The following is a 19,890-nucleotide window of genomic DNA, read 5'->3' as shown; positions in this document are numbered from 1 at the left end:
GGGTGGATCACTTCTCTGCTGTGGCCAATCGGGAGCGGCGCATGCCGTACAGGAAGTAGAACACGAGGCCGACGGCCATCCAGACACCGAACACGACCCAGGTGATGGAGTCGAGGCTGAACATGTTGTACGCGCAGAAGCCGAAGCCGAGGACCGGGAAGAGCCAGCCGAGCGGCACCCGGAAGGTGCGCGGCATGTCGGGGCGGGTCCTGCGCAGCACGATGACGGCGATGTTGACCAGTCCGAAGGCGAAGAGCGTGCCGATGCTGGTGGCGTCGACGAGCTTGCCGAGCGGGATGACCGAGGCGAGCGCGGCGCAGAACAGGGAGACGATGACGGTGTTCACGCGGGGCGTGCCGGTCTTCTTGCTGACCTTGCCGAACGCCTTGGGGACCAGTCCGTCGCGGGACATCGCGAACAGGACGCGGGTCTGGCCGTAGAGGACGGTCAGGACGACGGACGCGATGGAGATGACGGCACCGGCGGCGAGGATCGTGCCCCACATGCTCTGCCCGGTGACGTCGTTCATGATCGCGGCGAGCGTGGCCTCGGAGCCCTCGAAGTCCTTCCAGTTCCAGGCGCCGACCGCGACGGCCGCGACCAGGACGTAGAGCGCCGTGACGATGACCAGCGAGAGCATGATCGCGCGGGGCAGGTCGCGCTGCGGGTTCTTGGCCTCCTCGCCGGCGGTGGAGGCGGCGTCGAAGCCGATGTACGAGAAGAAGAGGCTGGCCGCGGCGGCGCTGACACCGGCGGTGCCGAGCGGCATGAAGTCCGAGTAGTTGCCGGACTTGAAGCCCATGAAGCCGATGGTGCAGAAGAGCACGAGCGCGGCGATCTTCACGATGACCATGATCGTGTTGGCCGTCGCCGACTCCTTGGCGCCGCCGAGCAGGAACACCATGGCGAGCAGCACGACGATCAGACCCGGCAGGTTGATCACGCCGCCCTCGCCGGGCGCCGAGGAGAGCACATCGGGGATGGTGACGCCGATGGTCCCGTCGAGGAGTTCGTTGAGGTACTCGCCCCAGCCGACCGCGACGGCCGCGACGGAGACGCCGTACTCCAGGACCAGGCACCAGCCGCAGACCCAGGCGATGAGTTCACCCATCGTTGCGTACGCGTATGAGTACGAGGATCCGGCGACCGGTATGGAGCCGGCCAGTTCGGCGTACGAGAGGGCCGAGAAGAGCGCGGTGAGTCCGGCGATCACGAAGGAGATCGTCACGGCGGGCCCGGCCTTGGGGACGCTCTCGCCGAGGACGACGAAGATGCCGGTGCCTAGCGTGGCGCCGATGCTGATCATGGTCAGCTGCCACATGCCGAGGGAGCGCCGCAGCTGGCCGCCCTCGCCGTGGCCACCCTCCGCGACCAGGCGTTCCACCGGCTTGCGCCGCATGAGACGGCTGCCGAGGCCGGTGCCGCCCTGAGGACTCGGGCGGTTCTGCGGGGGTGCGCCTTGGTCGAGCACGCGCTGGCTCCTTCATCGCTGCCGGTCAGGGCGGCGAGGACCGCGGCAGTCGCCCGCGACAACGGGGACCACCGAGCAGGCAGTCCCCGCCACACCACGTACAGCGGATGACTCTAGAGTCAGCGCCTTCCCGACCGTAATGCAGCAACCTTGCGCAACCCCGGATGATCATTGCGCACTTCCGTCATATACGTGCCTTCGTTGCGCGGTCCGTTTCGTCCGTTGCGTTCCACGGCCCTTCGCGCATGGTTGACACTTCGTCAGATCTGCCGCATCGTGCACGCCTCCCGGTGGAGACGGAGGCACCGCATGGACCTCGACGTCCTGTACGAGATCGACGTACCGAAACCCTGGAACGCGCCCCACCCGCACGGTCAGCGCACCGCCGAGCAGCGCGCCTACCGCGAGGCCGTCGAGCAGATCCGCCTGGCGGACCGGGTCGGCTTCCGCACCGTGTGGGCAGTCGAGCACCACTTCCGCGAGGGCCGCTCGCACTGCCCGGCGCCGGAGGTCCTGCTCGGCCATCTCGCGGCCCTGACCGAACGCATCCGCCTCGGCTTCGGCGTCACGCTCACCCCCTTCGGCTTCACCCCGCCCCAGCGCATCGCGGAGAAGGTCGCGGCCGTGGACGTGCTCTCCGACGGCCGGGTCGAATGGGGCACCGGGCGGTCGACCCCCATGGAACAGACGGCCTTCGGCGTCGACAAGGAGCAGTCGCGGGCCGACTGGCGCGAGGCGATCCGGATCGTCACCGGCATGTGGCGCGAGGAGTACTTCGCGTACGAGTCGGAACGCTTCACGTTCCCGCGCCGGATGGTCACCCCGAAGCCGGTCCAGGATCCCCACCCGCCGTGCTGGATGGCGGCCACCTCACCGGGCTCGGCGGAGGTGGCGGGCGCGACGGGCCTCGGGCTGCTCTCGTTCTCGATCATGCAGCCCCTCGACGCGATGGCACGGCAGGTGACCGCCTACCGCGAGGCCGCCCGCACACCGACCCCCATCACGGACGTCACGACCGACCGCGTCAGCGCGTACACCCTCGTCCATGCGACGGACCGCCCCTCGCCCCGCGTCTGGGACTCGGTCGCCTGGTGGTACCGCAACCTCGCCCAGTTCACGCTCGACTGGGAGCTGCCGCACCTGTCCCCCGAGGAGCGCGAGCGGACCTTCCCCTATCTCACACCAATCATCGAAGGGAGCGTCCCCGTACGGGAGTTCAGCGACGGCGACATGATCCTCATCGGCGACGCGGAGACCATCGTCCGCAAGGCCAAGCGCTATGCCGACCTCGGCGTCGACCAGCTCATCTGCTACGTCCAGTGGGGCTATCTGGAACACCGGGAGATCCTGCGGACCATCGAGATCCTGGGCAAGGAAGTCATCCCGGAACTGGCGTCGTACGTGCCGAGGAGGACCCCCGCGTGACCGAGCCCCTCGACCACTCCCCCGTCCCCGACTACGCCGCCCTGCACCGCCTGGACGGCCGGACCTTCGTCCTGCTCGGCGCGGGCAACGGCATCGGCCGCCAGACCGCCCACGCGCTCACGGCGGCGGGCGCCCGGGTGCTGTGCGTGGACATCGACGAGGGGCGCGCGGCGGCGGTCGCCGCCGAGACGGGCGGCACCGCGTACCCGGCCGACGTGACCCGGCGTACCGAGGTGCGTGAGCTCTTCGCGTACGCACAAAGGGAGTCGGGCCCGCTCGGCGGCGTCGTCGACATCGTCGGCATGGCCCGCTACGCGCCCCTCGCCGAGCTGGACGACGAGGCGTGGGACTGGCACTTCTCGATGGTCCTGCGGCACGCCGTGCTCGCCGTGCGGTACGGCGCCGAGGCACTCGCCGACGCGGGCGGCGGCCCGATGGTGTTCGTCGCGTCGGTGTCGGGCCTGACGGCGGCCCCGCTGCACGCGGCATACGGCGCGGCCAAGGCGGGCCTGGTCTCCCTGGTCCGCTCGGCGGCGGTGGAGTACGGCCCGCGCGGCGTCCGGGTCAACGCGGTCGCACCCGGCGTCGTCCGGACCCCACGGGTGGCGGCCCTGCTCGGCGAAGAGGGCCGCGAACGCAACGCCCGCAACGCGCCGCTGGCCCGCGTCGCCGAGACCTCGGACATCGCCTCGGCGCTCCTCTTCCTCGCCTCGCCACTCTCGTCGTACGTCACCGGGCAGACGCTCGTCGTGGACGGCGGGGTCGGCGTGAAGTTTCCCTACCCGACACCGGGCGACCCGCGGTGAGGGACGGCGGCGGCCCCGCAGAAGAAGGACCGCCGAGACCCGGCGGAGCGCCTAGCTCCAGCTGGCGTGCAGCGGCTTGCCCTCGGCGTAGCCCGCCGCGCTCTGGATGCCGACCGTCGCCTTCTCGGCGAACTCTTCGAGGGAGCCTGCACCGGCGTACGTGCAGGAGGAGCGGACGCCCGCGATGATCGAGTCGATCAGGTCCTCGACGCCGGGACGGGCCGGGTCGAGGAACATGCGGGAGGTCGAGATGCCCTCCTCGAAGAGCGCCTTGCGGGCACGGTCGTAGGCCGACTCGTCGCTCGTGCGGTTCTTCACCGCGCGGGCGGACGCCATGCCGAACGACTCCTTGTAGAGGCGGCCGTTGGCGTCCTGCTGGAGGTCGCCCGGGGACTCGTACGTCCCGGCGAACCACGAGCCGATCATCACGTTCGACGCACCGGCGGCCAGCGCCATGGCGACGTCGCGCGGGTGACGGACACCGCCGTCGGCCCAGACGTGCTTGCCGAACTTCTTGGCCTCGGCGGCACATTCGAGGACCGCGGAGAACTGCGGCCTGCCGACGCCGGTCATCATGCGGGTGGTGCACATGGCGCCGGGTCCGACGCCGACCTTGATGATGTCGGCACCGGCCTCGATCAGGTCGCGCACGCCCTCGGCGGCGACGATGTTGCCCGCGACGATCGGCACCTGCGGGTCGAGACCGCGGACGGCCTTGATCGCCGAGATCATCGACTCCTGGTGGCCGTGCGCGGTGTCCACGACGATCGTGTCCGCACCCGCGTCGAGGAGCTGCTTGGCCTTGCCCGCCACGTCGCCGTTGATGCCGACGGCGGCGGCGATGCGCAGGCCGCCCTTGGCGTCCACGGCCGGGGTGTACAGGGTCGCGCGCAGGGCACCCGTGCGGGTGAGGATGCCGGCGAGGCGGCCGTCCTTGTCCACGGCGGGGGCGTAGCGGCGGTTGGCGCCGTCCAGCTTGTTGAAGGCGTCGCGCGGCTCGATGTCGGCGTCCAGGAGCAGCAGGTCCTTGGACATGACCTCGGAGAGCTGCGTGAAGCGGTCGACACCGCTCAGGTCGGCGTCCGTGACGACACCGATCGGCTTCTGGTCGGCGTCGACGACCACACCGGCGTTGTGCGCGCGCTTGGGCAGCAGGGCCAGCGCGTCGGCGACGGTCTGCGTGGGGGCGAGCACGATCGGGGTGTCGAGCACGTGGTGGCGCGTCTTGACCCAGGAGATGACCTCGGTGACGACCTCGATCGGGATGTCCTGGGGGATGACCACGATGCCGCCGCGGCGGGCCACGGTCTCGGCCATGCGGCGGCCCGCGATCGCGGTCATGTTGGCGACGACCAGCGGGATCGTGGTGCCGGTGCCGTCGGGCGAGGAGAGGTCCACGCCCTGGCGGGAACCGACGGCGGAGCGCCTCGGGACCATGAAGACGTCGTCGTACGTCAGGTCGTACGCAGGCTGGATGTCATTGAGGAAGCGCACGTGCTGCTCATCCCAGTCGATCAGAGGTGGCCCCCGGACAGTTAGCCCGAGGGAAAAGCACGTACTTCAGTGTCCCATGCCGCGAGGGTTGCGCCGCCTGGGACGATCACCCAGGCAGGTCACGGACCCGCTGGTCGGATCGTCCAAGCAGGGGCCCCGGGGGCCACCGTCGGTTCACCCGCCACGACTGTCCGTGGCGGCGGGCCCGAGCGCGAGGACGATCTCCAGACCGGTCTCCGCGCCCCGCCAGTGCTCGACCGCCGAGGAGAACACCTCCTGCGCGATCTCCCACTCCCCCGGCTCGGCCCGCGCGTACTCCTGCCACCCGGAGACGACCAGCAGCCGCCCCCGCGCGCGGGGCGCCCACGACAGATCGGTGAGGCAGTCGGCGAGGGCGTCCCAGTTGTGCCCGAACCACTCGGGAAGCCCGAGCCCGCGGGCACACCGCTCCATGAAGGCGGCCTTGTCCCGCACCCCCGCCAGGGACAGCGCCGCGGTGGTCCAGCCCGCGCCCCGCGCCGCGTCGAGCACGGGCGCGAGCGGATCGGGCGTCTGCTCGGTCATGGCCTCAGCACCGCCTTGAAGGACGCGTAGTGGTCATCGGTGTAGTAGACCTCGTCACCGCTCCCGGTGACGATCCGCCGGGCCCCGCGGTCGCGCTCACCCGGCGTACGAACGGTGTACTCGTGGTAGTACCCGCGCTTGCGCTGCGGCAGCTCCCGCTCGAAGTTGCTGAAGACGCTGCCGTCCTTGGCGTACGGATACGGCCCCCCGTCATCGATGCGCCGCAGAGTCTGCCGCGCCTCAGCAGGCAGCCGCCCGGCCTCCACGGTCGCCATGCCACGGGCCCAGCCGGGCACGGAGGCAGAGGCAGAGGCCGAAGCGGACGAACCTCCCTCGCCGCCCGAGGAACACCCGGTCACCAGAACGGCGAAGCAGAACAGCAGCGCCCCCAGGGCACGGGGGAAGAACCGGGCGATCATGTGAAAGATGCTGCCACACCACCCTGAAGCGGGCACGCGGATCCCAGGCCCCGTAGGGGGTGCGGGGGGGAAGCCCCGTCAGGGGCGCGGGGCTGTGTCGATTTGCGGCTCCGCCGCGTGGGCGCGACAAGCCCCCACGCACCCGCAGGGACTCATCCACCGCCCCGCGGGGACTCAGTTCCCGTCCGGGTCCGCCCGATTGAGCGCGGGCCGAGGCGCAGGCCCAGCCACAAGAAGCTGATCAGCCGCAGCAGTGTCCGTCACCAGACTGGTGACAAGGCCGGACCGCAGCACCGCGTCAATCGCGGCAGCCTTCCGCTGCCCACCGGCGATGGCGACCACCTCAGGAATCCGCCGAAGCCGATCCGCCTCGACGGTGATGCACCGCTCCCCGAGATCCCGCCCCACCCGACGCCCCTCGGCGTCGAAGAGATGCGCGGACATCTCGGCGGCCACTCCCAGCGAGGCGTAATGCGCACGCTCCTCGTCGCTGAGCATGTCGTGGACCGTGGAGATGCCCGGCTCCCAGGAGCCGATGGACACCGCGGCGACGGTGACCTTGTCGAAGTACTCGAAGGCCCGCGCGATCCCGGTCTGGTTGCGCAGCGCCGCCGCCGTCGCGGGGTCGGGCAGCAGCATCGGCGCGTAGATGGGGTGCGCCTCGCCGCCGGAGACCTGCGCGGCACGCCGCACGGCCTCGACGGAGCCGCGCTCCGCGGTGCCCGCGTCGTACACGCCGGTCAGCTGCACGACGGTGCACGGCGGCAGCGCGTCGAGCGCCGCCGCCATGTGGATCGTGGAGCGCCCCCAGGCGAGGCCGAGCACATCGCCCTCGTTCACGAGTTCGCCGAGCAGTCCGGCCGCGACCTCGCCGAGGTTCTCCGGGTCGGGCGACTCGTCGATCTCGTCGGTGGGCGCGGGCGACTCCACGACGACCGCGTGCCGCAGGCCGTAGCGGGCGCGCAGCGCGTCCGAACGCTCGGCGTCCAGCTCCGCAGGGACCCGGATCTCGATGCGTACGAGATCCCGCTCGAGGGCGGTCTCCAGGACCCGGGCCACCTTGAAGCGGCTGACGCCGAACTCCTCGGCGATCTGGATCTTGGACTTGCCCTCGAGGTAGAAGCGGCGGGCCATGGCCGCCGCCTGCACCAGCTCCGCGGGTCCCATCCGCATGGCTGACCGACCCGCCGACATGGCCGACACGGCGCTCTCCTCACTGCTGTTCACAAACTGGGTTCGCCGTTCATCCTTGCAGATCCGGCCTAGTTGATCAGCCCTGAAGGACTGCGTTCACGTTCCCTTGGCTCAGTGGCCGCATGCCCAGGCGCTTGACGCCGTCTTTGCCTCGGCTTGGCTGCGCAATGAACGTACCGCCTCCGCGGGATCCTCGGCGCCGTAGACGGCGGAGCCCGCGACGAAGACATCGGCGCCCGCCTCGGCGCAGCGCTCGATGGTGGAGGCCGAGACACCGCCGTCGACCTGCAGCCAGAGTTCGAGGCCGTGCTTGCCGATCAGCTCCCGGGTGCGGCGGATCTTGGGCAGCATGATGTCCAGGAAGGCCTGGCCGCCGAAGCCCGGCTCGACCGTCATGATCAGCAGCATGTCGAGCTCGGGGAGCAGGTCCTCGTACGGCTCGATGGGCGTCGCCGGCTTCAGCGCCATGGAGGCGCGGGCGCCCTTGGCGCGGATCTCGCGCGCGAGGCGGACGGGTGCGGCCGCGGCCTCCGCGTGGAAGGTGACCGATCCCGCGCCCGCTTCGACGTACTGCGGTGCCCAGCGATCGGGGTCCTCGATCATCAGATGGCAGTCCAGCGGCGTGTCCGTCGCGCGCGCCAGCGACTCTACGACCGGCACCCCGAGGGTGAGGTTCGGGACGAAGTGGTTGTCCATCACGTCGACATGGAGCCAGTCGGCGCCTTCGACGGCCTTTGCCTCCTCGGCAAGATGGGCGAAGTCCGCGGACAGGATGCTGGGGTTGATCTGCACGGCCATGCCCCAAGCCTGCCATGCCTGGCGCCGGTTGCTGACCGCAGTCCAAGCCATGGGCACAGCGGCTCCCGCGGCCGCACACCGCGTGTCATGCTGGTCGGTCCGAACGGCACCGCGCACGGCAGGCGGGGGGAAGCCATGGGGGACGTACAGCGGGAGAGCCGGCGCGGAATCGCGTGGCTGGTGTGCGGGCGCCGCTCCAAGTGGCTGGTAGTGCTGTTCTGGCTGGTGGTGATCGTGGTCGCGGCGCCGCTCGCCCAGAAGCTCACCGACGCCCAGGAGAACGACGCCGAGTCATGGCTGCCCGGCTCCGCCGAATCCACCCAAGTCCTCGATCTCGCGGACGGGTTCAGGCCGGAGACGATCCCGGCCGTCGTCGTGTACGCCCGCGAAGGCGGCCTCACCGCACGGGACCGCGCCCAGATCTCCGACGACGTACGCCAGGCCAAGCAGCTGCGCGACCACGGGATCCGCGGCGCGCAGACCCGCGGTCCCGTGTACGACAAGAAGGCGGGCGCGCGGGCCGCCCAGGTCTTCGTGCCGATCACGATGGACGCGGAGGGCTGGGAGCGGATCGGGCCCGCCGTCGACTCCATCAGGGCGCGGGTGGGCGACGGCGGTGACGGACTGAGCGTGCACATCACCGGCCCCGGCGGGACGGCCGCGGACTCCGCCGAGGCATTCGAGGGCATCGACTCGACGCTGCTGTTCTCGGCGGCGGGCATCGTCGTGGTGATCCTGCTGTTCACCTACCGCAGCCCCACCCTGCTGCTCGCCCCGCTGGTCGCCGTGATCACCGCGCTGTTCACGGCGCAGGCCCTCATCTATCTGCTCGCCACGCACGCCGACCTCACCGTCAACGGCCAGAGCGCGGGCATCCTCACGGTGCTCGTCTTCGGCGCGGGGACGGACTATGCCCTGCTCCTGGTCGCTCGCTATCGCGAAGAGCTGCGCCGCCACGAGGACCGACACGAGGCGATGGCCCTCGCCCTGCACCGGGCGGGGCCCGCGGTGCTCGCGTCGGGCGCGACGGTCGTCCTGAGCATGCTCGTGCTCCTGGCCGCCGAGATGAACTCCACCCGGGGCCTCGGTCCGGTCGCCGCGATCGGCGTCGCCGTCGGGCTGCTCGCGATGCTGTCGCTCTTCCCCGCCCTCCTGGTGATCTTCGGCCGGTGGTTCTTCTGGCCGCTCATCCCGCACCTCGGCTCCCCCGAGCCGACCGAGCGCGGCGTGTGGGCCCGCACGGGCCGGCGCATCGCCCGCCGCCCGCGCCTCGTGTGGGGCGTCACCGCGGCGGTCCTCGCCCTGCTCTCGCTCGGCCTGTTCCAGCTGCGGGCCGAGGGGCTCAGCAACGCCGACGCCTTCACCGACAAGCCGGACTCGATCACCGGCCAGGAGGTGCAGGCGAAGTACTTCCCTGCGGGTTCCGGCGACCCGCTGGTGATCGTTGCGGACAAGGCGCGGCACGACGCGGTCGCCCGGGCCGTCCGGGGCACCCGGGGCGTGGTGCCCGACAGCGTCGCCCGGCCGCCGGGCACGAAGGACGAGCACGACGGCATGGTCCTCATCGAGGCGACGCCCGCCGACCCGGCCGACAGCCCGGCCGCCAAGCGGACCGTGGAGCGGGTGCGCGACGCCGTGCACGCCGTCCCCGACGCGGACGCGAAGGTGGGCGGCGGCACCGCGGCGCTGCTCGACATGGACCACGCCACGGCCCACGACAACAAGCTGGTCATCCCGCTGGTCCTGGTCGTGGTCCTGCTGACCCTCGCCGTCCTGCTGCGCGCGGTGGTCGCCCCGCTGCTCCTGATCGCGACGGTGGCCCTGTCGTTCGCCACCGCCCTCGGCCTGAGCGCGCTCGCCTTCCGCCATCTCTTCGACTACGCGGGCGAATCCACCGACTTCCCGCTCTTCGTCTTCGTGTTCCTGGTGGCGCTCGGCATCGACTACAACATCTTCCTGTCGACCCGCGTCCGTGAGGAGGCGGCCCGCCAGGGCACCCGTGCGGGCGTCCGGACCGGTCTCGCCGCGACCGGCGCGGTGATCACCTCGGCCGGTCTGGTCCTCGCGGGCACGTTCGCGGCGCTCGGCACGCTCCCGATGGTGGCGTTCGCCGAGATCGGCTTCGCGGTCGCGCTCGGCGTGCTCCTCGACACCTTCGTCGTACGGTCCGTCCTGGTCACGTCGTTGTTCCTGGACGTGGGCCCGAAGGTGTGGTGGCCGCACGCGCTGTCCCGGCGCGCCGAACCGGAGCGTACGGAACCGGTGTAGGCCCGCGAGGGGAAGGCCCCGGCGTGGCACGGGGCCGCAGGACACTGTGGCGATCACGCCCGGCGACGGGCCACACTGGATACCCCCGCGAGGTGGCCCCCGGTTCAGCCGAGCCGGATCGGTGACGGGGCGTCAATGTGCGTGCCCCGCACTGGACTTCAGGCTCATCGCGTCAGCTTCGTCCCTCGCGGGACGCGGCGCAGGCCGTTCGAGGTAACGCCCATGAACCCGTCTCCGATCGCCGCGCATCTGCCCCTCGCGCACTTCGCACGACTGCACACCCAGGACGTGGACCAGGCCCGGCACGTCGTGGCCGATGCCTTCTGTCCGCACCGGCTGACCCCCCTGGACCGCGCACGGGAGTTCGAGACCAGGTTCCACTCGGTACGCACCAGTGAAGTGAGCCTGTGCTACCTGGACTACGGCGGCAGCGTGCACATCGCGCCCGAAGCCCAGGAGGAGTTCTATCTGGTGCTGATCCCGCTGGCCGGGCGGGCGGAACTCGGCCACGGCCGCGAACAGGCGCACTACGACTGCACCGCCGCGTCCGTGCCCCCGGTGGACCGCGGGTACACCATCCGGGTGGACGCGGGCAGCCCGCATCTCGTGGTGTGGATCGCGCGGGACCGTCTGGAGGAGCGGCTGCGCCTGATGCTGGCGGACTCGGTCCGTGCACCGGTGCGGTTCGCCCTCAGGATGGACATGACGGTGCCCGCGGTCCGGTCCTGGCGCAACGTGGTCGACCTGCTGCTCCACGAACTCGACGGCGCGAGCGGCAGCGGCGGCCCGCCGCCGGACCCGCCGCTGGCCATGCCGGACCTGGAGCGGCTGCTCCTGGGCCGGTTGCTGCTCGCACAGCCCAACAACTACTCCGCCCGGCTCCACGAGCAGCCGAGAAGCACGACGCCCAAGGTGATCCGGCACGCCGTCGAACTCATCGAGGACCACGCCGCCGAACGTCTCGGTGTCGAGGACGTCGCCGTCGCCCTGGGCATCAGCGTCCGCGCGCTGCAGGAGGGCTTCCGGCGGTTCAAGGACCACACGCCGAGCGGCTATCTGCGCGAAGTGCGGCTCCGGAGAGCGCGGGAGGAACTCGCCCTGGCCGATCCGACCGCCACATCGGTGACCACGGTCGCCAGGAACTGGTGCTTCGACCACCCCGGCCGCTTCGCGGCGATGTACCGCGAGCGGTTTGGTGAACTGCCGTCGGTGACGCTGAAGCACTGACGTGATCGGTCGGTGCCGCTGCAGCGCCGACGGTGATCCGTCGGCACCGCGCATGCCGTACAGGAGGCGCGCCCAGTGGATGGTGGGGCGTCGGGCCCGGGCTCGACAATGACCGGTGGGGGACGGGCCGTTGGCGCATCCGCGGGTGCGCCGACGGCTCCGCACGGCACACTCGACGCCTCGCCCCCGAGGCACGACGACCCGGCGATGGGACACCCCATGGACACATGGATCGCACTCGGGAGCGCCCTGGTGGCCGTCGCCGCGCTGGCGGTCGCGTTCACCACCCACCGGGTGGAGGGCCGCGCCCTCGTCATCTCCCACGAGCAGCAGTTGTGGAGCCTGTTCGACCGCATTCACCAGGGGCTCGTCGAGGGAGGCGCGGATCGGCTGCCCTGGGCGCATGCCGCCGCGGAACACGACCCCGCCCAGGTGGAGGCGGTGTACCGGCTCGCCCTGCAGGCCGAGAACCTGGCCGTGGGGGCGCGGATCGAACTCGACTGGCTCCAGCGCATGAACCTCGCCCTCGCCTTCAGCAACACCTTGGACCCCCGGCGAGCGGCGCGCTATTGGAACTCGCTGCAGGCGGACGCGGACCGCGGCGTCATCGCCGGTGAACCTCTCGTACGCCTCAAGGGGGCGCTGGCCCACTTCTACTGCAGGCGCGGCTCCCCCGACGACACGACCCGGTACCGCGAGGCGCTGGCCGACGCGATCCGGGTGTCGTCCCACGAGGCGAGCGGCCTGGGGACGGACTTCGGCAGGGACAAGCACGCACAGCTGGTCGTCTACGCGGCCCGGCTCGAACTCCTGGCGGGCGACGACTCCAAGGCGGTCACGCGGCTCGTCGAAGCCTGCCGGATCTCCACGGCGATCACATCGGGTCTCGTGCGGGCCAACGCCCTGGGCGGGATCGGCGGGTTCGTCGCGACACACCCCGACGGCGAGCGGCTCGCCTCCCTGGTGGCCGCCGGCCTGGCGGAGCAACGGGACCCGGCCGGCGCGGCGGCGTTCGCGGAGTCCTTCCGGGCGGCCGCGGCGCAGCGGGCCGCCACCCGGCCCCTGCCCAACAGGCAGCCTCCGCACCCCCGTTCGTGACGGCGCCCCACCCGAGGAACACAGACATGACCGACGACCCGACACGCCCGACATCCCTCGAGGACGCCCTCGGCCAGGCCGTGCGGAGCACCCGTTCCGCCATGGACGACCTGCACGGCCAGGTCGGCGAGCTCCTGGACCGCCTGGGCGCCGAGGACTACGGGCCGCCGACCGGGATCAGCAGCCGGGGCGAAGAGCTCCTGGAGTGCAGGCGCGCCATCGTCGAGCGGACGAGGCGGCGGGCGGGCGATCTGCTGGAGCGGCGGCGCCAGGACTTCGACACGTTCACCATCGCGCTCTTCGGCCGCACAGGAACCGGCAAGAGCAGCCTCGTCGAGGCGCTCACCAGCGGTTCCGGCGTGACGGTGTCGGACGGGGCGGCCGACTGGACCACCGAGGTGCGCGTCACGCGGTGGGCCGACTGCCGGCTCCTCGACACCCCGGGCACCTGCGGGTACGGCCGCACACGCCCCAGGGAGGAACTCGAACGCGCCGCCCAGGACGTGGTGATCGCGGCGGACCTCGTGATCCTCTGCTTCTCCGACCACAGCCAGCAGGAGTCGGAGTTCCAGAAGGTCGCCGAGTGGATCCGCGACTACGGCAAGCCGACGGTCGCCGCCCTGAACGTCCACACCTCCGCATGGCACCTGTCCCCGCGGGTCACCACCCGCGACGCGCGTGAGCGGCTGTCGAAGGCCGTGGGCGACCATGCGTCCCGTATCCGCGCCCAGTTGGAGGCCCTCGGACTGCCGTGGATCCCGGTGGTCGCGGTGAGCGCACTGCGCGCGGTCCTGTCCCGCTGCACCCCGTACCAAGGCCCCGACCCGGAGCTGTGCTCCGAGCTCGTCGGCTTGTACGGGCGCGACGCGCTCCTGGCCTGGTCGCGGCTGCGCGTCCTTGAGGACCTCCTGGTGACGGTCATCGAAAGGGACCCGGTGGGCCTGCGGCTCGGCGCCCTCGCCCTTGAGGTGCGCGGTGCGCTGCAGCACGCCTCCGACCGGCTGCGCAGCGCACTGGAGGAGCCCGCGGTGGCGGACGCGGAGGCGGTGGAGGAGACGATCCGGCGCGAGTTGGAGATGTTCGGAGTCCCCGTGGCGCGCGGACGCCCGGAGTTCGACCGGCTCGCGGCCGACGTCCGGGCCCTGTCGGCGGAGAGCCGCTGCCCCCTGGAGATCCCGGAGAGCGGCAGCGCGCACGAGCACGCCGCCACCGTGATCTCGGACCGGCTGCGCCTGCTGCGCTCCGAGGCGCTGTCCCGCGCACAGACGGCGGTCGAGGACGCGTTCGGCACGAAGAAGAACCTCGACAACAACGCCTTCGAGAAGCAGGTGTTCGACAAGAAGGCCCTGGAGCAGGCCGCCGAGGACATCGTGGCGGAGATCAACTCCTTCGTCGACAGGCGCCAGGCGATCATCGCCGACGACTTCAAGGAGAGGGTGAGCGCGTTCACCGGTGAGCTGGGCGGCGTGCACGGCACGGCCGGGCGGGCGCGCCGCGTCGTGTCCGGCGTGGGTTCGGTCACCTCGGCGGGGATCGGCGCGTTCGCGGTCGACCTGGCCGCGGAGATCACCGCCGTCACCGTGTGGAACCCGGCTCTCGTCGTCGGCGGCCTCGTGGTCGGCGCGGTGGTGCTGGCCTTCGCGGCCGTGTGGCAGCGGCGCAAGGCGAAGGAGGCCCGCGCCGCCCAACTGCGCGAGGCCCACAAGAACGCGCGCACCGCGGTCACGGATGCCTTCGCGCAGTACGAGAAGCAGCTCCTGACGGCCATCGACGAGATCCTCGCCGGTCAACTCCTCGACCGCGTCGGCCCGTCGGTGCGCGAGGCGCGGGTCCTGCGCCGCGTGGCGACCTCCGCCGTCCGGTCCCGCGAGGACGTCGACAAGGTCCGGGCGGGCGTCCGGGTTCCCGAGCAGTCTCCCGACCGCATCGTCACCGCGGCCGCGGCGCACTGCCGGAAACGGGCCGGCGCGGCGCGGGCCCCGGACGGCTGGTGGCTGGGGCACGCATGGTGCACGGAGCGGGACGGCTGGCTGGAAGAAGGGGACCGCCGTACGCCCCCGGAGCAGGACGCGGCCCCCGTCGCCCGCCGAGTGCCGCGCGAACCGGCGACGGCCGATCCGCACTTCCTGCGGCGTGTCCGCGGTGTCGTGCGCGCCGCCTTCCACCGTGACCGCCCCGGCGCCGGAGACGGCAGGGCCTGGCTGAAGCGGGTCGCCGACGCGCTGGATCCGCAGGGCGACGAGCGCGAGCGCGAGGTCGTGGACACGCTGCGCGCCCTGGCCGCCCGGCGGCGCTCACGGGTCGTCGTCTGCGGCGACTACAACTCCGGCAAGTCCTCGCTGATCAGGCGACTGCTCGTCGACGCCGGCCTCGCGGAGCCCGAATGTCTCGCGGTGGGCGCGGCGCCCACCACGGCAGCGGTCGCCGAGTACGCGTACGGCGACCTGGTGCTCGTGGACACCCCGGGCTTCCAGAGCGGACTGCCGGGTCACACGGAGCAGGCGATGGCGGCCGTGTGCGATGCGAGCGCGGTCCTGTACGTGTTCGGGCCCGTGTCGGTCGGCGGCGACCGCGACGTGCTGCGGCGGATCCTGCGCGGCGACGCCGGCACCCGGTCCCTGGGGCGCGCGCCGGACACGCTCTACGTCATCAACCGCATGGACCTGTTCGTCTCGTACGCGTGGGTGTCCAGGCCGACCGCGCAGGCCAAGGTGACCGGCAAGCAGCGCGAGCTGTCCGACGTCCTGCGCGGCGCCGCCGGAGGCAGGCGATACGTGGACGTGGACGTCCCGCCCGAGCGCATCCTGTGTGTCGCGAGCGCACCGGACGGCATCCCCGTCGACGTGGACCACCCGCCCGACGACGACCGCGACTGGGACGGCATGGCGGACCTCGCCCGGGTCCTGAGCGACATCGCGGACGGCCTGGCCCGCAACGGCACGGCCATCGCCGTACTGCACGGCGGCCACAGCCGGATCAGCCGGCTGCTCGGCGAGCGGCGGGCCGAGGCGGACCTGCTCGACGACCGGCTCACCGCGGTGCTGCAGCTCACCGGCGAGGTCGAGAGCGCGGTGCGCGAGGGGCGCGGCCGGCTCCGGGCGATCGAGGCGGAGCTCACCACGAAGGTGCGGACGTTCCTGCGTGGCCTCGTCGACGCCCCCGCGTGCGACCCGGACCTCGGCCCTGCGACCGCCCGGCGGCTGAGCGCCTGGTCCCGCGACGAGGAACTCGTGGCGCTGGTGGACGACTTCATCGAGCGGTCCCAGGAGTCCTTCCTGGCCTGGGGCGGCGCGGCCTCCCGCTTCCTGGCGGATCTGGTGGCCGGATCCCCCCGCATCGCGGGGGCGTTGAGCGCCGATGCCGCTGCCGCCGGCTCCGTACGGCCCTTCGACCCCACCCTCGGCGAGGCCCGCGACATCCTGCAGACCAGTCTTGCCGGTCTGTCGCGGGCGGCCCCGGAGATCCAGGGGGCGTCGGGCGCGCTGGCCGCGGCGGCACGGTTCGCGGGCCCCGCCGCGGTCGGTCTTTCCGTGGTCGGGGTCGTCCAGGACCAGGCCGCGGACCGCAAGGCCGCCAAGCAGCGCCGTGCGCAGCTGCGGTCCCTCGACCAGGATGCCGCCGACTGGGTACGGCGCATCCTCCGCCATCCGAGCGCGGACCCCGGCCTGCACACCGTGTGGAACGCCCGCATCGACGCCCTCGACGCGTTCGTCCGCCGACAGCAGGAGGACGCGGTGCGGCTGCGCGCGCAACGCGACGGCCTCCACACCAAGGTGCGGACCTACCAGCGGCTCCTGAGCGACGCACGTCGCCGCCTGCGGATCCCGGACGAACCGGCGCTCGAAGCCGTCGCCGACGAGGAGGAAGCGACATGACCCCACTGGATGATCTGCGCGGCGCCCTCAGGGAGATCGCCGGGCAGGAGTGGCTCGACGAGGCCGACGCGACATGGTCACAGGCCGAGCGCCGCCCCACGACCGCCGTCGCCTTCATCGGTCCCTACGACACGGGGAAGACCACCCTGATCCGGCGGCTCCTCGTCGAGGAGGGCCTGCCCGTCCCCGGCCATCTCGCCGTGGGCGCGCTGCCCACCACGGACCGCCGCACCGAAGTCGCGGCCGGGGACCTCGTGTTCATCGACTTCCCGGGGCTCGGCACCGGACGCGGAGACCAGGAGCAGGAGACCTGGCAGGCCCTCGGGGCGTACGACGCCGTGGTCTTCGTCGTCCACCCCGGACTGCTCGACAGCGCGGACCTGGAGCGCCTGCTGGGTCTCGTCGACGGTTCGGCGTTCAGCCCGCACCGTCCCCGCCCACCGGCCGACGGCGCCCTGCTCCTCGTCATCGGCCGCGCCGACCTGATGCGGGACCCCTGCCACTCCCCGGCCGGTTTCCGTGCGGCCGCCGACGGCAAGGCGGCCGAGCTGGCCGAGGCGCTCAGGTCCCGCGGCGCGGGGGACGCGGTGCCGCCCGTGCACACGGTCGTCGCGGATCACAGCGGCATGGTCGGCGACCGGCCCGGCGCCCGGCCGGACTCCTACGCCTTCTTCCCCGACGCGCCCGATGCCCACCGCGAGGTCGACGGGATCGACGGTCTGCGTGCCGCGCTGCGCTCCCTGGCCCCGCGCCGCGCGGAGCTGCGCGCACGGGCGTGCACGCGGTTCTGGGAGCAGTTGGGCACGGCCGCTCTCCTGCGGGCCGACCAGCAGCTGAAGGACCTGGCCGCCGAGTCCGACGCCGCCGACGCGGAGCGCGACCGCCTCGACGGACTCGCCCACCGCCTGGACGGGCTGGACCAGAGGGCCACGGGCAACCTCCGTGCAGGCGTCACCGACGCCCTCGCCTCGGTTGCGCGGAGCGTGCCGCTGGACAGCGACGAGGAAGCCGTGACGGCCCAGCTCCTCGCGGCGCTGCGCACGCCCGTCGACGTATGGCTCGCCTCCCACATCGAACGGCTCAGGCGTCTGCTGGCGGAGGCACAGGCCGTCGCGCCCACGCCCGAGTCCGGCTCACCGGCCGACGCGCTGGGCCCGGTCACCGATGCGCTGAGGACGACGCCGGGCCTCCAGGGACTCGTACCGCCGCACCTGGTGCAGGGCCTCCTCAAGGGCGCGGGCCCCGCGCTCTCCCAGGCGGCCGACTTCGCCTTCCGGCACCGCTACAAGGTGGGTCCCGAGGTGGTCAGTACGGCGATCGGCCACCCGACGGGCCGCCAGTACATGACCCAACTCCTCGACGGCGAGGAGAAGTTGAACGAGGCCATCGACAGCCTGGAGACCCTGAAGTGGCTCAAGCGGGGCGCGGCGGCCCTCCAGGTCCTCGGCACGGTCGGCGGCGGCCTGCTCCAGCGGCGCCAGGAGAAGCAGGCGGCCGAGGCACGGGCCCGACTGCGCGACACCCTCCTGGAACGCACCGACGACGTGGTGCGGGACATCCTCAACGGCACGGAGGACGCCCCGGGCTGGAGCGACGCGATCACCCGGGCCCACGCCGCCCTTGCGGCCTGCGCGCCCCCTTCCCCCGACCACTTCGAGGCACGCCGCACCGCTCTGTCGGGAACCGTCGAACGGCTGCAGCGGGCGCTCGGTGCCGGGGACGCCCCCGTGTGAGGCCCCCGGCACCCGGCGAGGGTCAGGCAGTCCGCCGGATGAGCGCCAGATACATGGCGTCCGTCCCGTGCAGATGCGGCCACAGCTGTACGTCGGGTCCGTCGCCCAGCGCCGGAACACCCGGCATCAGCGGGCGGGCGTCGATCAGTTCGGCGCCCCCGGTGTGCTTGAGCACGTCGTCGACGACCGCGCGGGTCTCCGCCAGATGCGGCGAGCAGGTGGCGTAGCCGACGACGCCGCCCACCCGCACGGACTCCAACGCCGTACGCAGCAGGGCGCGTTGGAGCGGCGCGAAGCCGTCCAGGTCCTGCGGGCGGCGGCGCCAGCGGGCCTCGGGGCGGCGGCGCAGCGCGCCGAGTCCCGTGCAGGGCACGTCCATCAGGACCCGGTCGAAGGTGCCGGGCCGCCACGGCGGCCGGGTCCCGTCGGCCGCGATGACCTGGTAGGGGCCGGGGTTCCCGGCGAGCGCCTGCGCGACGAGACCCGCCCGGTGCGGCTGCTTCTCGGAGGCGAGCAGGACGGCATCGCGCTGCGCGGCGAGCCCGGCGAGCAGCGCGGCCTTGCCGCCGGGTCCCGCACAGCCGTCCAGCCACTTCGCGTCGGGTCCGCCGTCGAGCGGGGCGTTCGCGAGTGCAAGCGCGACGAGCTGGCTGCCCTCGTCCTGCACGCCCGCGCGCCCCTCGCGCACGGCATCGAGGGATCCGGGTTCGCCGCCCTCGCTGAGCCGTACGGCATAGGGCGACCAGCGCCCGGGCAGCGCCGAGTCCTCCCCCACGGAGTCGAGGAGCTCGTCGGCGGTGGCGCGTCCCGGCCTGGCCACCAGGGTGACCTCGGGCCGTTCGTTGTCCGCCTCCAGCAGGTCCTCGATGCCGGCGCGGCCGCCGCCGAGCGAGTCCCAGAGCGCGGAGACGACCCAGCGGGGGTGGGCGTGCACGACGGCGAGGTGGTCCTCGGCGTCCTCGTCGTAGGGCGGCGCGACCTTCTCCACCCAGCCGTCCAGATCGTCCTGCGCGACCTTGCGCAGCACGGCGTTGACGAACTTGGCCCGGCCGTCGCCGAGCACGACGCGCGCCAGCTCCACCGAGGCGGACACGGCGGCGTGCGTCGGGATGCGGGTGCCGAGCAGCTGGTGCACGCCCAGGTTCAGCACGTCGAGGACCGGCGGGTCCACCTCGCGCAGCGGCCGGTCGATGCAGGCCGCCACGATCGCGTCGTACGTCCCCTGGCGGCGCAGCGTCCCGTAGACCAGCTCGGTGGCGAGCGCCGCGTCGCGCGCGTCGAAGCCCTCGCCCTTCTCCCTGGCCTTGCGCAGCAGGGGCGGCAGGACGAGGTTCGCGTACGCGTCGCGCTCGTCCACGGCCCGCAGCGCCTCGAAGGCGAGGATGCGGACGGGGTCCTTCTGGGGCCGGCGGTAGGGCTTGCCCGACTTGGGCTTGCCGGGCTTGCGGGGACGCCGGTTCGGCTGGTCGTTCAAAGGTGCTCCGCTGCTGAAATCGGTCAGAACCCAAGGGGACTGGG

The 19,890-nt window shown here is 72.4% G+C and carries 14 protein-coding genes; 7 read left to right on the top strand and 7 right to left on the bottom strand.

The annotated features are described in order from the left end of the window. Positions 1 to 7: 7 nt before the first annotated feature. Complete coding sequence (locus ACFWZ2_RS24830) at positions 8 to 1,471, bottom strand: amino acid permease (protein WP_384549127.1); 1,464 nt, start codon at positions 1,469 to 1,471, stop codon at positions 8 to 10. Between the two features lie 309 nt (positions 1,472 to 1,780). Between ACFWZ2_RS24830 and ACFWZ2_RS24825 the strand changes: the two genes are divergently transcribed. Further along, positions 1,781 to 2,896: an LLM class flavin-dependent oxidoreductase gene (locus ACFWZ2_RS24825; RefSeq protein ID WP_384549125.1), complete on the top strand. Its 1,116-nt coding sequence runs from the start codon at positions 1,781 to 1,783 to the stop codon at positions 2,894 to 2,896. After that, positions 2,893 to 3,702 carry an SDR family NAD(P)-dependent oxidoreductase gene (locus tag ACFWZ2_RS24820; protein WP_384549123.1) on the top strand — a complete coding sequence of 270 codons (810 nt, stop codon included), beginning with the start codon at positions 2,893 to 2,895 and terminating at the stop codon, positions 3,700 to 3,702. The genes ACFWZ2_RS24825 and ACFWZ2_RS24820 overlap by 4 nt, the downstream gene beginning before the upstream one ends. A 51-nt stretch (positions 3,703 to 3,753) precedes the next feature. Here ACFWZ2_RS24820 and ACFWZ2_RS24815 read toward each other — a convergent pair whose 3' ends face one another. From ACFWZ2_RS24815 to rpe, 5 genes are all read right to left on the bottom strand, one after another. After that, positions 3,754 to 5,196 (bottom strand): GuaB1 family IMP dehydrogenase-related protein, encoded by a 1,443-nt coding sequence (locus ACFWZ2_RS24815; protein WP_384549121.1) that lies wholly within the window; start codon positions 5,194 to 5,196, stop codon positions 3,754 to 3,756. A gap of 174 nt (positions 5,197 to 5,370) precedes the next feature. Next, positions 5,371 to 5,760, bottom strand: coding sequence for a barstar family protein (locus ACFWZ2_RS24810; RefSeq protein ID WP_384549119.1), 390 nt, complete (start codon positions 5,758 to 5,760; stop codon positions 5,371 to 5,373). Then, complete coding sequence (locus ACFWZ2_RS24805; RefSeq protein WP_384549117.1) at positions 5,757 to 6,179, bottom strand: ribonuclease domain-containing protein; 423 nt, start codon at positions 6,177 to 6,179, stop codon at positions 5,757 to 5,759. Before ACFWZ2_RS24805 ends, ACFWZ2_RS24810 begins: the two co-directional genes overlap by 4 nt. A gap of 174 nt (positions 6,180 to 6,353) precedes the next feature. Further along, positions 6,354 to 7,406 carry a sugar-binding transcriptional regulator gene (locus tag ACFWZ2_RS24800; RefSeq protein ID WP_384549115.1) on the bottom strand — a complete coding sequence of 351 codons (1,053 nt, stop codon included), beginning with the start codon at positions 7,404 to 7,406 and terminating at the stop codon, positions 6,354 to 6,356. A 78-nt stretch (positions 7,407 to 7,484) separates the two neighbouring features. Next, positions 7,485 to 8,171, bottom strand: a complete 687-nt coding sequence (rpe, locus tag ACFWZ2_RS24795; RefSeq protein ID WP_384549113.1) for a ribulose-phosphate 3-epimerase — start codon at positions 8,169 to 8,171, stop codon at positions 7,485 to 7,487. Between the two features lie 135 nt (positions 8,172 to 8,306). On the opposite strand from rpe, the gene ACFWZ2_RS24790 reads away from it, so the two are divergent. From ACFWZ2_RS24790 to ACFWZ2_RS24770, 5 genes are all read left to right on the top strand, one after another. Further along, positions 8,307 to 10,439 carry an MMPL family transporter gene (locus ACFWZ2_RS24790; RefSeq protein WP_384549196.1) on the top strand — a complete coding sequence of 711 codons (2,133 nt, stop codon included), beginning with the start codon at positions 8,307 to 8,309 and terminating at the stop codon, positions 10,437 to 10,439. Between the two features lie 222 nt (positions 10,440 to 10,661). Next, a complete protein-coding gene (locus ACFWZ2_RS24785; RefSeq protein ID WP_384549112.1) occupies positions 10,662 to 11,666 on the top strand; it encodes an AraC family transcriptional regulator in 1,005 nt (334 codons plus the stop codon). Between the two features lie 219 nt (positions 11,667 to 11,885). Then, positions 11,886 to 12,764 (top strand): hypothetical protein, encoded by an 879-nt coding sequence (locus tag ACFWZ2_RS24780; RefSeq protein WP_384549110.1) that lies wholly within the window; start codon positions 11,886 to 11,888, stop codon positions 12,762 to 12,764. 26 nt (positions 12,765 to 12,790) lie between these two features. Next, on the top strand, positions 12,791 to 16,639 hold the full coding sequence (locus tag ACFWZ2_RS24775; protein WP_384549109.1) for a GTPase: 3,849 nt from the start codon (positions 12,791 to 12,793) through the stop codon (positions 16,637 to 16,639). Beyond that, positions 16,636 to 18,372, top strand: coding sequence for a GTPase (locus ACFWZ2_RS24770; protein WP_384549107.1), 1,737 nt, complete (start codon positions 16,636 to 16,638; stop codon positions 18,370 to 18,372). The genes ACFWZ2_RS24775 and ACFWZ2_RS24770 overlap by 4 nt, the downstream gene beginning before the upstream one ends. A 22-nt stretch (positions 18,373 to 18,394) precedes the next feature. On the opposite strand, the gene ACFWZ2_RS24765 is transcribed toward ACFWZ2_RS24770, so the two are convergent. Next, positions 18,395 to 19,846, bottom strand: coding sequence for an RsmB/NOP family class I SAM-dependent RNA methyltransferase (locus ACFWZ2_RS24765; RefSeq protein WP_384549105.1), 1,452 nt, complete (start codon positions 19,844 to 19,846; stop codon positions 18,395 to 18,397). Between the last annotated feature and the right edge of the window lie 44 nt (positions 19,847 to 19,890).

This window comes from Streptomyces sp. NPDC059002, from assembly GCF_042740435.1.
In the GTDB taxonomy this organism is placed as follows: domain Bacteria; phylum Actinomycetota; class Actinomycetes; order Streptomycetales; family Streptomycetaceae; genus Streptomyces.
This window is presented reverse-complemented; position numbering and strand designations above follow the sequence as displayed.

Bases quoted from the DNA above. Each gene is read 5' to 3' on its own strand.
- ACFWZ2_RS24810 (WP_384549119.1), bottom strand. From the start codon at position 5,760: ATGACCGAGCAGACGCCCGATCCGCTCGCGCCCGTGCTCGACGCGGCG.
- ACFWZ2_RS24790 (WP_384549196.1), top strand. From the start codon at position 8,307: ATGGGGGACGTACAGCGGGAGAGCCGGCGCGGAATCGCGTGGCTGGTG.
- ACFWZ2_RS24805 (WP_384549117.1), bottom strand. From the start codon at position 6,179: ATGATCGCCCGGTTCTTCCCCCGTGCCCTGGGGGCGCTGCTGTTCTGC.
- ACFWZ2_RS24770 (WP_384549107.1), top strand. From the start codon at position 16,636: ATGACCCCACTGGATGATCTGCGCGGCGCCCTCAGGGAGATCGCCGGG.
- ACFWZ2_RS24825 (WP_384549125.1), top strand. From the start codon at position 1,781: ATGGACCTCGACGTCCTGTACGAGATCGACGTACCGAAACCCTGGAAC.
- ACFWZ2_RS24780 (WP_384549110.1), top strand. From the start codon at position 11,886: ATGGACACATGGATCGCACTCGGGAGCGCCCTGGTGGCCGTCGCCGCG.
- rpe (WP_384549113.1), bottom strand. From the start codon at position 8,171: ATGGCCGTGCAGATCAACCCCAGCATCCTGTCCGCGGACTTCGCCCAT.
- ACFWZ2_RS24775 (WP_384549109.1), top strand. From the start codon at position 12,791: ATGACCGACGACCCGACACGCCCGACATCCCTCGAGGACGCCCTCGGC.
- ACFWZ2_RS24785 (WP_384549112.1), top strand. From the start codon at position 10,662: ATGAACCCGTCTCCGATCGCCGCGCATCTGCCCCTCGCGCACTTCGCA.